This window comes from Novosphingobium sp. IK01, from assembly GCF_033242265.1.
Taxonomy (GTDB): domain Bacteria; phylum Pseudomonadota; class Alphaproteobacteria; order Sphingomonadales; family Sphingomonadaceae; genus Novosphingobium; species Novosphingobium pituita.
The window spans coordinates 2,980,805-2,995,044 of record NZ_BTFW01000001.1 but is presented as its reverse complement, the minus strand read 5'-3'; the positions used below and the strand labels follow the sequence as shown (position 1 = coordinate 2,995,044).

At 65.4% G+C, this 14,240-nt stretch carries 12 protein-coding genes; 7 read left to right on the top strand and 5 right to left on the bottom strand.

Annotated elements, in window-relative coordinates; genetic code table 11:
* Positions 1-245: 245 nt before the first annotated feature.
* The 5 genes from SBI20_RS13755 (at position 246) to SBI20_RS13735 (ending at position 6,901) form a co-directional block, all read left to right on the top strand.
* A complete protein-coding gene (locus SBI20_RS13755; protein WP_317975560.1) occupies positions 246-905 on the top strand; it encodes a polysaccharide biosynthesis/export family protein in 660 nt (219 codons plus the stop codon).
* A 187-nt stretch (positions 906-1,092) separates the two neighbouring features.
* Positions 1,093-2,343 carry an outer membrane beta-barrel protein gene (locus SBI20_RS13750; RefSeq protein WP_317975559.1) on the top strand — a complete coding sequence of 417 codons (1,251 nt, stop codon included), beginning with the start codon at positions 1,093-1,095 and terminating at the stop codon, positions 2,341-2,343.
* A gap of 36 nt (positions 2,344-2,379) precedes the next feature.
* The gene (locus SBI20_RS13745) at positions 2,380-4,506 is read left to right on the top strand and encodes a GumC family protein (RefSeq protein ID WP_317975558.1); all 2,127 of its coding nucleotides are present in this window, start codon (positions 2,380-2,382) and stop codon (positions 4,504-4,506) included.
* A 72-nt stretch (positions 4,507-4,578) separates the two neighbouring features.
* On the top strand, positions 4,579-5,862 hold the full coding sequence (locus SBI20_RS13740; RefSeq protein WP_317975557.1) for a polysaccharide biosynthesis protein: 1,284 nt from the start codon (positions 4,579-4,581) through the stop codon (positions 5,860-5,862).
* Between the two features lie 22 nt (positions 5,863-5,884).
* On the top strand, positions 5,885-6,901 hold the full coding sequence (locus SBI20_RS13735) for a glycosyltransferase (RefSeq protein ID WP_317975556.1): 1,017 nt from the start codon (positions 5,885-5,887) through the stop codon (positions 6,899-6,901).
* Here SBI20_RS13735 and SBI20_RS13730 read toward each other — a convergent pair.
* The 4 genes from SBI20_RS13730 to SBI20_RS13715 are packed head-to-tail and all read right to left on the bottom strand — an operon-like array spanning position 6,870 to position 10,455.
* Positions 6,870-7,946, bottom strand: coding sequence for a glycosyltransferase family 4 protein (locus SBI20_RS13730; protein WP_317975555.1), 1,077 nt, complete (start codon positions 7,944-7,946; stop codon positions 6,870-6,872). The two genes, SBI20_RS13735 and SBI20_RS13730, sit on opposite strands and share 32 nt — an antisense overlap.
* A gap of 9 nt (positions 7,947-7,955) precedes the next feature.
* Positions 7,956-9,578 carry an O-antigen ligase family protein gene (locus SBI20_RS13725; RefSeq protein WP_317975554.1) on the bottom strand — a complete coding sequence of 541 codons (1,623 nt, stop codon included), beginning with the start codon at positions 9,576-9,578 and terminating at the stop codon, positions 7,956-7,958.
* Complete coding sequence (locus SBI20_RS13720; RefSeq protein WP_317975553.1) at positions 9,578-10,063, bottom strand: glycosyltransferase; 486 nt, start codon at positions 10,061-10,063, stop codon at positions 9,578-9,580. Before SBI20_RS13720 ends, SBI20_RS13725 begins: the two co-directional genes overlap by 1 nt.
* Positions 10,060-10,455 (bottom strand): glucuronosyltransferase, encoded by a 396-nt coding sequence (locus SBI20_RS13715; protein ID WP_317975552.1) that lies wholly within the window; start codon positions 10,453-10,455, stop codon positions 10,060-10,062. Before SBI20_RS13715 ends, SBI20_RS13720 begins: the two co-directional genes overlap by 4 nt.
* Before the next feature lie 319 nt (positions 10,456-10,774).
* Between SBI20_RS13715 and SBI20_RS13710 the strand changes: the two genes are divergently transcribed.
* Both SBI20_RS13710 and SBI20_RS13705 read left to right on the top strand, forming a co-directional pair.
* Positions 10,775-11,476 (top strand): metallophosphoesterase, encoded by a 702-nt coding sequence (locus SBI20_RS13710; protein ID WP_317975551.1) that lies wholly within the window; start codon positions 10,775-10,777, stop codon positions 11,474-11,476.
* A gap of 186 nt (positions 11,477-11,662) precedes the next feature.
* Positions 11,663-12,829 (top strand): nucleotide sugar dehydrogenase, encoded by a 1,167-nt coding sequence (locus SBI20_RS13705; RefSeq protein ID WP_317975550.1) that lies wholly within the window; start codon positions 11,663-11,665, stop codon positions 12,827-12,829.
* On the opposite strand, the gene SBI20_RS13700 is transcribed toward SBI20_RS13705, so the two are convergent.
* Positions 12,801-14,213 (bottom strand): SDR family NAD(P)-dependent oxidoreductase, encoded by a 1,413-nt coding sequence (locus SBI20_RS13700; protein WP_317975549.1) that lies wholly within the window; start codon positions 14,211-14,213, stop codon positions 12,801-12,803. The two genes, SBI20_RS13705 and SBI20_RS13700, sit on opposite strands and share 29 nt — an antisense overlap.
* Between the last annotated feature and the right edge of the window lie 27 nt (positions 14,214-14,240).

Genomic DNA, 14,240 nt, shown 5'->3' with positions numbered 1-14,240 from the left:
GTGGATAGCGCAACACCTGCCCCCCTCCAGTCCGGTCAACAGCAGAACAGACACAGAGCACCACATTCATCGCAACGCCCCTGCCCAGAACGCCCCATTCCGCGACAGGGATATCCATGGTTACTGCACTGCACCCAGCACATCCAAAATGGTGACATAAAACCACAGTTTACAAGACAAACAAATGGTTACTCAGACTTAAATCAATCGGATTGTGATTATTTTATTGCAGTTGCTGCACCGTAATGCAACGTACAAAACTGGTTGCGCAAGCAGTGCGACCATGCCATGCCGCACTGCCGCATTCAAATGCAGTCTCTGGGGGTAAAGTGAAAACTCTGCGATTCTCGGTTGTCATCCCTGCTCTTTTGATGTCGGCCTGCGCATCGCTTGAAGGGCATCATCTTGTTTCCAGCGGAGAACGGTACGAACCGGCCCCTGTAACAGCACCCTATACCCTTGACGTGGGCGACATGCTGCATGTTCAGGTCTATGGCGAAGCGACGATTGCCGGGGACTATGCCGTCGAAACGGATGGCAAGATCGACCTGCCCTTGATCGGCCGCATCGATGCAGCGGGCAAGACCGCAGCCGAAGTAGCCCAGAACGCCACCGCACTGTACGGCGCCGGATACTTGAAGGCCCCCAGCGTTACTGCCGAAGTCCGTGTCTATCGACCGTTCTTCATTCTGGGCGAAGTCGGGATGGCAGGCCAGTATCCCTATGTGCCGGGCATGACCGCACGCGCTGCCATCGCCGTTGCCAAGGGCTTCACCCCGCGCGCCAACACCAAGTTCCTGTTCATCCGCCGCGCGGGCAGCGATCACGAAGATGCTTTCAAGCTGACAGCAGCATTGCACATCTATCCGGGCGACACGGTGCGTATCGGTGAGCGCTATTTCTGAGCCGGGCCGCCTTGCGGCTTGCGGCATCCTGACGTCATTGTCGCAGCCATCGGCAGCGGTTTTGGCGAGCAGAGAACGGCACGCAGGCAAAAAAAGGCCAGTTTCAACCCCGTCCTTGCGGGCTGGCGCTTCGCGTCGGACCGGCCTTCTGGCCGGTCTGGGCGCCCTGCTTTGTGCAGGAGCAGCCTTGCCCGCGCATGCCCAGGTCGTGTCCGAATCCCTGCTGGTCGATGCCGATTATCCCAATGGCTTCCAGGTATACCGCCAGTTGGGGGTCACCGAAAACGGGGACGGCAGCCCGTGGGCGGCCAATGGCATCAAGGCTGGTTCCTTCACGATCATGCCCAAGCTGGGCACCGAAGTTGCCTCCACGTCCAACGCTTTCCAGAGTGAAACGGGTGCCATTGCCACGCCGTTCGTGACGATCAGCCCCTCGGTTCAGGCCTATTCGAACTGGTCACGCCACTGGATCGGTCTGGTCGCGGACGGTGATTTTGCGCGCTACATCGGGCATGCCCGCCGCAATGAAAACCGCTGGACGCTGTCGGCTTCCGGAGCCCTCAATCTGACCAGCGCGCTCTCGGCTACGGGGCAAGTCTCGGCCGAGCAGATCGCGCTCAACCGCTTCTCGGGCGAACTGAGCAACGTCGCAGCCTCGGTCGCCATCATTCGGCAGAAAACGGCTCTGGCTGGCCTCGCATATGCGATGGGCAAGGCCAAGGCTTCTGCCGGGGTCGAATTCTACAATCTCGACTTCCAGCGCATCCTGCTGAGCGATGGCAGCGCGTCCGACCAGTCGAACCGCAATCACAATGTGGTGCGCCTCAACGGACAACTGGAATACAGCCCGGTACCGGACCTGACCTTCTTCGTGCAGGGGCTTTACGCCCATTTCAATTACTACCAGTTGCTCAGCCCATCGCTGACAACCAGCAACTTTTCGAGCGTTCGTGGCGTCGCGGGTCTGCGTTGGGAGTTGCAGGGACTGGCCCGTGTCACTGTGGCTGGCGGCTATGCCCGGCGCAATTTTTCAGGGCTGGGGCTACCTGCGGTCGGGCGGGCGAGTGTCGAGGGGCGTGTCGAGATCTTCCCTTCAGCATTCACCACGCTGACGGTCGAGGCGATGCACCGCATGTCGGAAGCCCGCCTGATCGACTCCTCCCCGCTCATGCAGGATTCGCTGCATGTGCGCGCCAGCTATGAGCCGCGACGCAACCTGATCTTCAACGTGGACGGCAACACCCTGCGCCAGAATTACCTGCTGGCCACGCAAGTCAGCCGGATCCAGAGCCTGGCTTTCAGCGGGCGCCTGCTGGTCTCCCCGAACTGGGAACTGGGCGCGCGGCTGGTCCTGTCCAGACGTCATACCACCAGTTTCTCGACCGATTACGTCATTCAGGAAACCAATGGCGGTCTTTCCGCCACGTTCAAACTTTAAATCCGCACCAGACACATCAAGCTGAGCAGGCCCGACATGGAAATCGCAATTGCCCAACAGGACGAGTCGACGCTGGCCGAGATCATCTTGCGCGCGCGTGACGTTTTTTCGAGGCGCAAGAAAATCTTCTTCGCCGTTTCGGCAACCTGCTTCGTTGGGATCGGCGCGCTCGTGTTCGCCTTGCCCGCGCAATATGTCGCCATCTCGCACATCCGCATCGATCCCACCCGCGACCCGGTTGCCTCGCAGACGGGCGAGATCAAGACCGGCCTGACCGACGAGGCGATCCAGACCGAAGTGGCCGCGTTCTATTCGCTGGGCCTGGCCAAGAGCGTGGTCGACGACCTGCAACTGACCAAGGATCCCGAACTGGCCAAGACCAGTGTCCCGCTCAGCCAGGACGATTTGCGTGTCGTTGTCGCCAACACCCTGCTGCGCAACCTGACCGTCACCCGCGAACAGCAGACCTATGTGCTCGACGTGAGCTACAAGAACCACGATCCGGTCAAGGCCGCGCAGATCGCCAATGCCTTTTCCGAGCACTACATCAAGGGGGCCGTGGGCACGCGCACCAGCGTCGCGAGCGCCCAGGCCGAGTGGTATCAGCAGCAGCTCACAAAGTTGAGCAAGCAGATCAGCGAAGCCGACGATGCCGCCGCCCGGTTCAAGGCCGCCAATGGCCTGACCGTCAGTTCGGCGGCTGCCGGCAACTATGCCGGAACGCTCGCCGACCAGGAGGTCCCCGCGCTGGCTGGCAGCCTTGCCGATGCGGAATCGACGGCCGCTGCGGCCCGCGCCCAGTATCAGGCCGCGCTCGAACAGGCCCGGCGCCATGGTTCCGGCTCGGTCCAGGCCGTACTCGATTCGCCGGCCGTCACCCAGTTGAAAGCCCAGCGCGCGCAGATCGTGCAGATGCAGACCACGGCCAACGCCAACTATGGCCCGCTGCATCCCACCGCCCGGCAGAGCAACGCCAGCCTCGCCGATATCGACGCCCAGATCGCCTCGGAAAGCCATAAGATCATCTCGGCGCTCGGCTCGGCGGCCGTTTCGGCCCAGGCCCGTGCCGACAGCCTGCGCGGTGCGCTGGGCCAGATCGACCACGTCCGCAAGGACCAGGCCCAGGCCAGCGTGGAAGCCAATGCGCTCGACCGCGAAGCCGACGCCAAGCGCGATCTCTACAAGCAGCTGAGCACGGACGCCCAGACCAGCCTGCAATCGGCGCAGAACTCGATGTCGTCGGCGACCATCGTCGATCACGCGATCCCGCCGCAGGACCCGGCCTCGCCCAACCGTCCGCTGTTCCTCGTGCTGGCCGCCATGCTCGGGATCATGGCGGGCGCGGCGACCATCGCGGTGCAAGAAATGCTCTCGGGATCGGTGCGCAGCACCGACGACATCGAGAAGAAGCTTGGCCTGCGCCTGCTGACGGCGGTGCCTTCGGTCAGCGATCCGCGTCCGGCCTCGCTGATCGTCGGCAAGCCGACCTCGATCTATGCCGAATCCTTCCGCATCGCACGCACCGGCCTGTTCGGCTCGCGCGGGTGGCCCGAGGATTCCCCGGTCATCGCCTTCACCTCGTCGCTCCCGGCCGAAGGCAAGACCACCTCGTCGCTCGCCTTTGCCCGCTCGCTCGCCGACACCGGTCGCCGCACGCTGATCATCGATTGCGACGTGCGCCGCGCCGCGCTGCCCGGTGCCTCGGGCATTCCCGCGCGCGAACATGGCCTGACCGAATACTTGCGCGGCCAGGCCGAGATCGAGGACATCCTGATCCCCGCGCGTGACGACGATCCGCTCGCGATGATCCTGGTCAACGCCCCCTATTTCAGCGCCACCAACCTGTTCGACACCGAGCGGATGGCCAAGCTGGTCGAGTGGGCGCGCGCCAACTTCGATCAGGTCGTGCTCGACCTTCCCCCGATCGTGGGCCTGGCCGATGGCCGCTATCTGGCCGCGCTGGCCGACGTGGTGATCTTCGTGATCAAGTGGAACTCCACCCCGCTTTCGGCGGCCCGCAGCGCGCTCGACGCGCTTCAGGACATCGGCAAGCCGCCTGCCGGCGTGCTCGTCAACGCGGTGTCCGAAAACTCGGAAATGCTGGCCTCGGGTTATTACTACCTCAACCGCTATTCGAGCTATTACAACGACGCCAAGGCCTGAGGCCCGGAAGGAACCTGACCCAGCAGCCAGAGGATGCGGGGCCTGCTTTCCACAGGCAGCCCCCGCTCTCCCATGAGCAGGCCACACCACAGTCTGGGCGATCTGGCCCGCTACGGCGCCGCGCTGGCCGGAACAGCGGGCAGTTCGGGGGCCCAGTTCGTTCTGACCCTGGCCTTGCTCGGGCGCATGCCGCCCGCCGACTTTGCGCGCTTCTCGTTCCTGATGATCGTGAGTCAACTGGTCTGGGGACTGGGCGGCGCGCTGTTTTCGGCGCCACTGGCCAGCCTGCTGGCCCATCCCGACAGCACACGGGCGCAAATCTCCAGTCAGGCCGTGGTACGGCTCCAGCCGCTCTTTGCACTGGTCTGCGCGCTGCTTTCGCTGGCGGTCGCACTGCTGATTGGTGCAAAACTTGCCGAAAGCCTCGTCTATGCGGTGCTGGTGGCGGCGGGGGGCATTCGCCAGTTTTTGCGCGTGGCGGGCTACAGCGAGAACCGCCAGACCCGGATCGTGGGCTCCGACCTGCTCTATACGGCCTGCGTACTGACGCTGACCACGACACTTACCCTCCTGCACCGGCAGGATCTTCACCTCGTGCTGGGCATCCTCATGGCGGGGCATCTGCTCGGCCTGCTGCCCTTGCTGCGTCTGCTGCCCCAAGCGCTGGCGCAAGGCCCCACGCGGGCCTGCCTGGGGGAATACCGGCGGATCTGGCGCGAGGGCGCGGCATGGTCGCTGATCGGACTGATCGCCACCGAAACCACGGGCAATGCCCATAGCTACATCGTGACCGCGATTGCCGGGCCCGGCGGCTTTGCCGCGGTTGCGGCCAGCACGGTCCTTTCCAAACCGGGGACGGTCGCGCTCAATGCGCTGAGCGAACTCGAACGCGCGCGCATGGCCCGGCTGTGCGGCCCCGGTGACCGCGCGCGCCTGATCGCCACCCGCCGCCTGTTCCGTGCGGTTGCCCTTGCCGGCTGGCTGGCCACAGTGGGGCTGACCTGGGCCGCGCTCCATGGCTGGCCCCACCTGCTGTTTCACGACCAGTACGACCTGCATGCCTTGCGCGTGGCCGGGTGGCTGTGGACGACTGCCATGCTCATCCGCTGCCTCTATTTGCCCGAAGCGGTCGAAATGCAGGCACGCGGGGCCTTTTCAGACTTGGCCTGGCCCCGTATCCTCGGGGCTCCGCTCAGTCTGGCAGGCTCGCTCCTGCTGGTGCTGATGGCCCCGCCCGAATGGACGATTCTGGCCATCTGTCTGGGTGAAGGCCTCTCGGCCCTGCTGCTGCTGCGCGCCCATGGCCGCGTTGTGGCGCGGCAACAGGGGGCAAGACAGCAAGGAGAGCCTGCATGACGGTTTCTTCATGACAGTCACCGTGGCTATCAAGGCCCTCGACGAGGAAGCCCATATCCGCGCCGCGCTCGAAACAGCGCTGCGCGCGGTCGCACCGCTGGGCGGCCGGGTCGTGCTGGCCGATTGCGGATCGCGCGATGCCACGCTGGCCATCGCCCGGAGCCTTGCCGCGACCGCGCCCTTGCGCATCCTGACCCTCGCCCATCGGGAACAACGCTCGTGCGGGGCGGGCGCCCAGCTTGCCTACCAAGGTGTGGACACCCCCTATTTCTACCTGATGGATGGCGACATGCGCCTGCGCGAGGATTTTCTGGCACCCGCGCTCACCTATCTCGAAGCCCATCCCGGCTGTGCGGGCGTTGGCGGAACGGTGATCGAGACCCTGATCGCCAACGAGGAATTCCAGATCCGGCAGGCCGCCATGGCCCACGAGGCACACCGCCGCGAGGGACCGGTCGACCGGCTCGACGGGGGCGGCCTCTACCGCACCGCGGCCATCCGCGCGCTGGGCTATTTTGCCAATGCCAACCTGCAATCGTTTGAGGAATTCGACCTTGCCGCCCGTCTCGGCGCGGCAGGGTGGAGCCTCGCGCGGATCGACCGTCCGGCGGTCGAGCATACCGGCCATGCCACCAGCGGCTATCGCCTGCTCTGGCGGCGCTTTTCCTCCGGACGGATGAGCGGGGCCGGGCAAGTCCTGCGCGCGGCCCTCGGGCATCCGCACTGTGGCCGGGTGCTCCGCCAGCTCACGCCGGTGCGCGTGGGCGGCGTGATCGTGGGCTGGTGGGGGCTCGGACTGGGCCTCGCCCTGACAGGAGCAGGGGCCGGACAAGGCCCGGCACTGGTCGCACTGGTCGCATTGCCGGTGCTGTTCCTGAGCCTGCGGCGGCGCTCGCTGCGGCTGGGGATCTACTCGTTCTGCCAATGGAACCTGACCGCGCTGGCCATGATCGGCGGTCTCGCCCGCCGTCAGCGCGATCCTGCAAGCGGCGTCGAGGCCCGCGAGATCACCCCCGCCGTGCCGGGCGTTCCAGCGTAGCGGCCGCTATCGTTCGCAAGCGGTCCAGCATGGCCGGCCAGCCAAAAGTCGCGCGCGCCGCCTTCCCGACCGCCTCCCCCCGCGCGCGCAGCTCATCGGGCGAGCCTGTGGTCAACAGGGCAAAGCCCGAAGACACCGGATCGGCCGGATCGACCACCATCCCGCCGCGCCCTTCCAACCCGGCCACCCCTTCCAACATCGCCTCGACCCCGGCCATCGGCCAGACCAGCGGCAGGGTCCCTGCCGCCAGAGCTTCGAGCACGATCAGCGGGAAGCTATCGATCATCGAGAGATGAACCAGCACATCGGCCTCGCGCAGGGCCTGTTGCAGGGCCGCTTCGTCAAGCCAGCCAGTCAGCTCCACGCTGGCCCCCAATCCTTCGGCGGCAATCATGCGCTCGATCTGCGCCATTGTTTCCGGGTCCCCCCGCCCGATCAGGCGCGCCCGAAACGGTACCCCTGCCCGCGCCAGACGGGCGCAGACCTCAAGCATGCGCAGCGTGCCCTTGGCAGCGGAAAACCGGGCGGCATGGATCAGCCGCAGAGGGGCACCCGACACCGCCTGCCCCCCGGCTACAAAGGCATTTGCAGGCAGAAACGACCCCAGAACCGAAACCGGCACGCGAACGGGCAGACCGATTTCAGCCTCCTGCCCCGCAAACAGCAAGGCCATGCGATGCGCCCGTCCCAGCAGCGCATGCACCACCGGACGGACCACCCGATGCGTGACCAGCTTGCTGTTGGCGCCAAAATGGGGCGTGACCAGAACCCTGCCCCCGGCCAGTCGCGCCAGCACGACGTAGTAGGCCTCGGGCAGATTGCTGACCTGAACCCAGGCCAGATCGCACCCGCGCAAGGCCCGGCGCAAGGCCACCAGCCGCCAGGGCAGCAAGGCCATGGAGCGCAGCGGACGATAGGCTGTATTGGTCGAAAACTGGGTAATCGCGAGATCGTCAGCCCCGCGTGCCGCGGCAGCGACCCGGTCGCAGAAGGCTTCGAGGCCACCGGGCTGGGCGGGCGAACCGCCGATCAGGCAGATGCGCATGGCTGGCGCTCAGCCCCGCGCCGGAGCCGCGCGCGCCGTGCTGTCTGTCTCGTCACGATTGGCCCAGCCGAACAGGTCGCTTCCCCCCGATTCCGCCGCGCGCGAGCGCGGATTGACCGACCAGATCGCAGCGACGGTCAGCATCAGGAACACCTGCCCGATAGTGTCGCGGTCAAACAGGCTGCTCTCGGTGAAGTTGTGGCCGATGATAAAGATCATCATCGCCATCAGCAAAGCGCCGGTGTCCTGCTGCGCCTGACGCCAGCCGATCAGTCGCACAATCGGCACGACATAGGCCCCCGCGATCACCAGCAGGAAGCCGATCGGCCCGATGGCGGCAAGCAGGTCGAGATAGCCGTTGTGGCCCTCGGACACCTCCTGCACCCAGCCGAAACCATAAGTAAAAATCGGGCTGGCCGGGCCGATGTTCCAGAACGAGCCATAGCCGGCCCCCAGCACCGGATGGGCCACGATGAAGCGCCAGACCGCGCTCCAGATCTCGGTACGCCCGGTAAAGGTCATCGGGGTATTTATCAGGTGGCCAATCGCGGGGAGATAGAAGTTCTGCAAGCCGAACAGCAGCGTGGCCACCACCACCAGCCCGCCCACCAGCGCCGAGCGATACTGGTAGCGATAGTAGGAAAAGAAGGCTGCCAGCGCGATGGCCATCGCGCAGACCCCCAGCGAAGTCTTGGAATGGGACCGCCAAATGAAATAGCATGATGCCGCGATAACCGCGAATTGCGCGATCCGGGGTATCTTGCCGCGGTCAAACGCAAAGAACACGATGGTGAGCGCGCAGACCAGACCCGCCTGGTTCTTGTGCCCCATCACGCCATACCAGCTGCCCACGAACGTATCGTCGAAGTCGGCCACCCCGCCATGGATCGCGTGGACCGGATCGATCAGAACCGCTGCATAATTGAGCACCAGCATGACCACCAGCGCCACCCGCACCGTGGCCAGCACGGCAGGCCAGCGCATGTTCTGCACGATGACGAACACCGTCCACAGCGTCATGGCCATGAGCACGAAGCGCCGCACCGAAATCGAGGGTTCGATTGCCCAGGCGACACTCAAGCCACACCAGCCCACCGCCAGCAGCAGGGGCAGGGGCACGACCTTGAGGCGCTGGCGCACTTCCAGCCCGCGCACGGCAATGATCGCCGCAACCGCGACCAGCGTATACCCCAACTGGCGAATGAGCTGGCCACCACCTGCCACAGTGTTGCCATAGGTCATGTAAGGACCGAACAGCACGAGCGCGAGCAGGCCGACCAGTGCGGCATTGAGCACTTTGTCGAGGATCGGCCTGGCCGCCGTGGTCGCGGCGCGATGACGGCGCCTGCGCGGCTCTTTCGTGCGGCTCTCCTTCTCGCGCGAGGTGCCGTCCCGCGAACGGCCCGACCGCGAGGAAGAGACATCACGCGAACTGCCATCGACGGATCGGCGGCGACGGACCCGCCGACGCTCTCCCGACCGCTGCCCAGATCCGCCATCCGGCGGGACATCCGACGATACATCCTCTGGGCCTTGCGCCTGCATCACGGCAAAGCCGGGGCCTTCCCCGGCCGGCATATCCGGCTCCTGCCCGGTCTCGGGCGCCCCGTCCGGTTTGAATTCGGCTTCCATCACTCTGGCCCAATGCAGGTTTGCAGAAAACGGGCGATTTCCGCGCAGACACCCTCGCGGCCCGCCATATCGCGCGAAGGGCGCGCAGGGGGTGGCGGATGGGCGATCAGGCGCCGCAGATCGGCTGCATCGCGCGCCACGGCCACGCCTTCACGGCCACTCATCGCGCTGGCCGTGGCCATCTGGTGATCATTGCGATGCTCGCCCATCTCGACCGCGCGCGGGAACAGGATCAGGCTGCGCCCATGGCGCTCGGCCGTCAGGATCGTGCCAATCCCGGCATGCGAGACGATCACCCTGGCCCGGTCGACCAGCGGCTCGAATTCGAGCGGAGGGATGACTCGGTGCCATTCCATGTTCACCGGTTCATAGTGCGCGCGGCCGATCTGCGCGATCACCGGTTCGTCGAATTCCGGGGCCATCTCGTCCATCATGCGGATGAGGCGGTCGAACGGCAATTGCGTGCCGACAGTTACCAGGATCACAGGAGCGCGCCGCGATAGAGCATGGCCTTGCCATCGGCCAGATGCGGCCACTGGGTCAACCAGAGCGAGGTGAACGGACGCGCCACCCGGCCACTCAGAGACGGTTCGTCGGAATTGGCGATGCTGTCGACCCAGACCGTCCGCGCCCCCAGCAGGCGCGCCGCGATCAGGCAGAACAGGCCCGGCAAGGCCCCCGTCGTCACCACGACTCGCGGTCGCAAGCGCCAGACCAGACGCAGGCTGGCCCAGAGGCAGTGCAGCGAATTCATCACCTGATCGCGATTGCAATCGGGCAGAACTTCGACATGCGAAATTCCGTCGCGAACCGAAAGTTGTGAGTTGGTCGTAGCATAGACAACGTCACGACCATCGAACGCAGACCGAAGAAGCATCAGTTCGTCCCAATGCCCCCCACCTGATGCAATGGCTAGAATTCCGGTCATCGCACCTGCGCGTCTCAACATGTCTCGCTCTGTCTTGCATTGCAGCACGATCTCGACAACCCAAATCTTGCACACATCTCGCGCAAAAGAGAATGGGCCGCGCTTGCAGCGACAGGCCATGTACGGCATCACCGCCTGCACGTCCCTCGCCCAATCGCATTCCTCCCCCGCCCGATCAGGTCCAACTTCGCCCGCCATGACACCCCGCCGATCCTCGTCACGCTCCCGCCCCCGCACCCGTCGGGCCGCCCGGGGAGAGCGCATCTACGTGATCGGCGACGTGCATGGCCGCTACGACCTGCTGCGCCAGCTGATGCGCCAGATCGAGCAGCATTCGCGCAGCCGCAAGGACGCCGAAAAACTGCACGTCCTGCTGCTGGGCGACATCGTCGACCGTGGCCCGGAATCGGCCCAGGCCCTGCACTACCTGCACGACTGGACGAAACAGGCGCGCGGGCAGCACATGCTGCTGGGCAACCACGAGGACATGATGCTGCGCACCTGGCGGGGCGATGCGCGCACGTTCCGGGCCTGGATGCGCGTGGGCGGGCGCGAGACGCTGGCCAGCTTCGGCCTGCACATCGGGCGCGACGACGACCTCTACGATCCGCGCATCCTGCGCGCCGTGCGCGACAGCCTGCCCCACGACCTGATGACCTTCATCGGCACATGGGCGCTCACCGCGCGCTCGGGCGACTATTTCTTCTGCCATGCCGGGGTCAAACCCAGGGTGCCGCTCGACCGGCAGAGCAAGCAGGACCTGATCTGGATTCGCGACGAATTCCTTGCCGATGAAAGCGACCATGGCGCAGTGATCGTTCATGGCCACAGCATCTCCCCCAGCATAGATCGCCAACACAATCGAATCGGCATCGACACCGGCGCCTATCACACCGGAATACTGACCGCCGCTTATTTCGAGGACGATCAGACCGATTTCATCGCGACAGAGCAGGTTTCCGCCTCTTAATTGGTCAGTCCTTGTCATAAAATCCGCGCGACCCGGTGCCACAATTACGTTGACGCACTATGCTGCAATGCGGAATAGACTTTCCCGGTTATTGCGCCTTCCCGGCGCGAAGCCACCCATGAGAGCCTGTGCCAGCCTGACCGCTGGCGCAGGCCCGGCATCAACGCAAGCGTGAGTGATGGCACGATGAAGATTGCGGTTTTCGGTCTTGGATATGTTGGCCTGTCCAACGCGGCCCTGCTTGCGCAACACAACCATGTCATAGCGGTGGACGTGAACGCTGATCGCGTGGCCCTGCTCAATGATCGCAAGTCGCCGATCGTCGATGCGGAGCTGGAAGAATTCCTCGCCACGCGCGAGCTCGACCTGACCGCCACGCTCGACGCACAGGCCGCGCTGGCCGATGCCGACTATGTGATCGTGGCTACCCCCACCAACTACGATGTCGATACCAACAAGTTCGACACCAGTTCGGTCGAGGCGGTGATCGCCGCAACCATCGCAGCCAACCCCCATGCGACCATCGTGATCAAGTCGACCATCCCGGTCGGCTTCGTCGACGACGTGCGCGCGCGGTTCAAGACCGACCAGGTGATCTTCAGCCCCGAATTCCTGCGCGAGGGCCGCGCGCTCTACGACAATCTCCACCCCTCGCGGATCATCGTGGGCGAACGCTCGGAACGCGCGCGCGTCTTTGCCGACCTGCTGCGCGAGGGCGCGGTCAAGAAGGACATCGACATCCTCTTCACCGACGCGCGCGAGGCCGAAGCCATCAAGCTGTTCTCCAACACGTACCTCGCCATGCGCGTCGCCTTCTTCAACGAACTCGACAGCTATGCCATCGCCGGGGGCATGGACACGCGCCAGATCATCGACGGCGTGAGCCTCGATCCGCGCATCGGCAAGCACTACAACAACCCCAGTTTCGGCTATGGCGGCTATTGCCTGCCCAAGGACACCAAGCAGCTGCTGGCCAACTATTCGGAAGTGCCGCAGAACCTGATCCGCGCGATCGTCGATGCCAACCGCACCCGCAAGGATTTCCTGGCCGACCAGATCATCGCGAAAAAGCCCAAAAAGGTCGGCGTGTTCCGCCTGGTGATGAAGGCCGGGTCGGACAATTTCCGCCAGTCCTCGATCCAGGGGATCATGAAGCGGATCAAGGCCAAGGGCATCGAAGTGGTGATCTACGAGCCGACGATGAACGAGGACACCTTCTTCGGCTCGCAGGTCGTGCGCGACCTCGACACCTTCAAGGCCGAGTGCGACGTGGTGATCGCCAACCGCATGACCCCGGCCATCGCCGACATCAGGGACAAGGTCTTCACCCGCGACCTGTTCGGCTCGGACTGAGCGCAGCCAGCAGAACGGCGCAGGCCTCCTCCATCGCGCCATCGGCCAGCGCGGCAGTCTGGTCGGTGAGGAGGACGGGCAGACGGGGCATGGCGCAGGCCAGCCCCGCCGGCAAAAGGTGCGTGCCGGCAAATTCCGCCGCGGCCTTGGCCGCCGCATATTCGCGCAAGGTGGGCGGCGGCGCCTCGACATGGACCGACGAGGGGGCAAATGCGCCGACAAGGCTGCCGCGCAAGGCCCCCGCCAGCGTGACGAAACCCGCCACATAGACCGCGCAGAACCGCGCGAAGAGATCGTGCGAAAAACGGTCAAGCTGCCCGGTCTGGATGAAGGGCGAGGCAAAGTAATACAGGTGGCTCGGAGCCCACTGTGCCAGTGCCGCCAGATCATGAGCAGGCGGGCTGGCCGCATCGAACCGCGCCACCTGCACGGCCTGCGCCTCGGGCCCGTTCCATCGGTCGATCTGATCCGCCACCGCGCGCGCCTCGTCCGCGCCGGTGCGATAGGTCAGGCAGACTTGCGCCCCGCCCGCCGCCAGCAGCTTGGCCGCCACTTCGCCCAGCCCGCGCGAACCGCCCACCACCAGCGCCCGCTGTCCGGCAAAGGCGCCGGGCCGGACATGGGCGGCAATCGTCTCCATCCCCGCCTGAACCACGGGCGCCGCGCGCACCAGCGCGCGCACTTCACCCCGCGCATCCCCCGCCTCAAGCCCGAGCGTGAGCAGCGAAAACCGCTCGTCAAAGCGGCGGACCTGCCAGGCAAGGTCGCCATGGCCCGGTTGCGGATCAAACGTCAGGTCGAGCTGGGTGAACAGCGAATGGCGCCCCGGCGCCTCCATGCCCACCAGATAGGTCGTCGCCAGAATCAACGCGAGGTGCCGCGCTGGCAAGGCCGCCGCCAGATGCGGCAGGAGCCGCGCCAGCAAGACCGGATCACAGCCGACCCCGACCGTCCCGGCCAGATCGGCAAACCCGGCCGGTTCCGCCGGAGCGGCCCGGTGCGCGGGACCCCCGAAATCCCCTGTTCCGGTTGGCGCCCCGGCAGCCCAGCGCACGGTGATGCGGACCAGATCCTCGCCCTCGTCCCCCACGACGACCAGCCGCGCCCCGTCGGCCTTCTGCCCGCGGGTTTCCACCCGCGCCACCCGGCCCAGCCGCAACGGACGCAGGAACACCGCCTGAACCGCAGCCAGCGCGCGCGGCGCACCGGCCTGCGCCCAGAATCCGTCGAGCGCGCGCAGCAGGATGTGAACCCCATGGACCACCGGCTCGCCAAACTGAAGCCGCCGCGCGGCCAGCGGATCGACATGGATCGGGTTGGCATCGCCCGAAAGCCGCGCAAACGCGTGCTGATCTTCCAGCGAAAACGCCTTCATCGCCGTCATGCCTGCCCCTTTTGCCTTCGCGCCAAC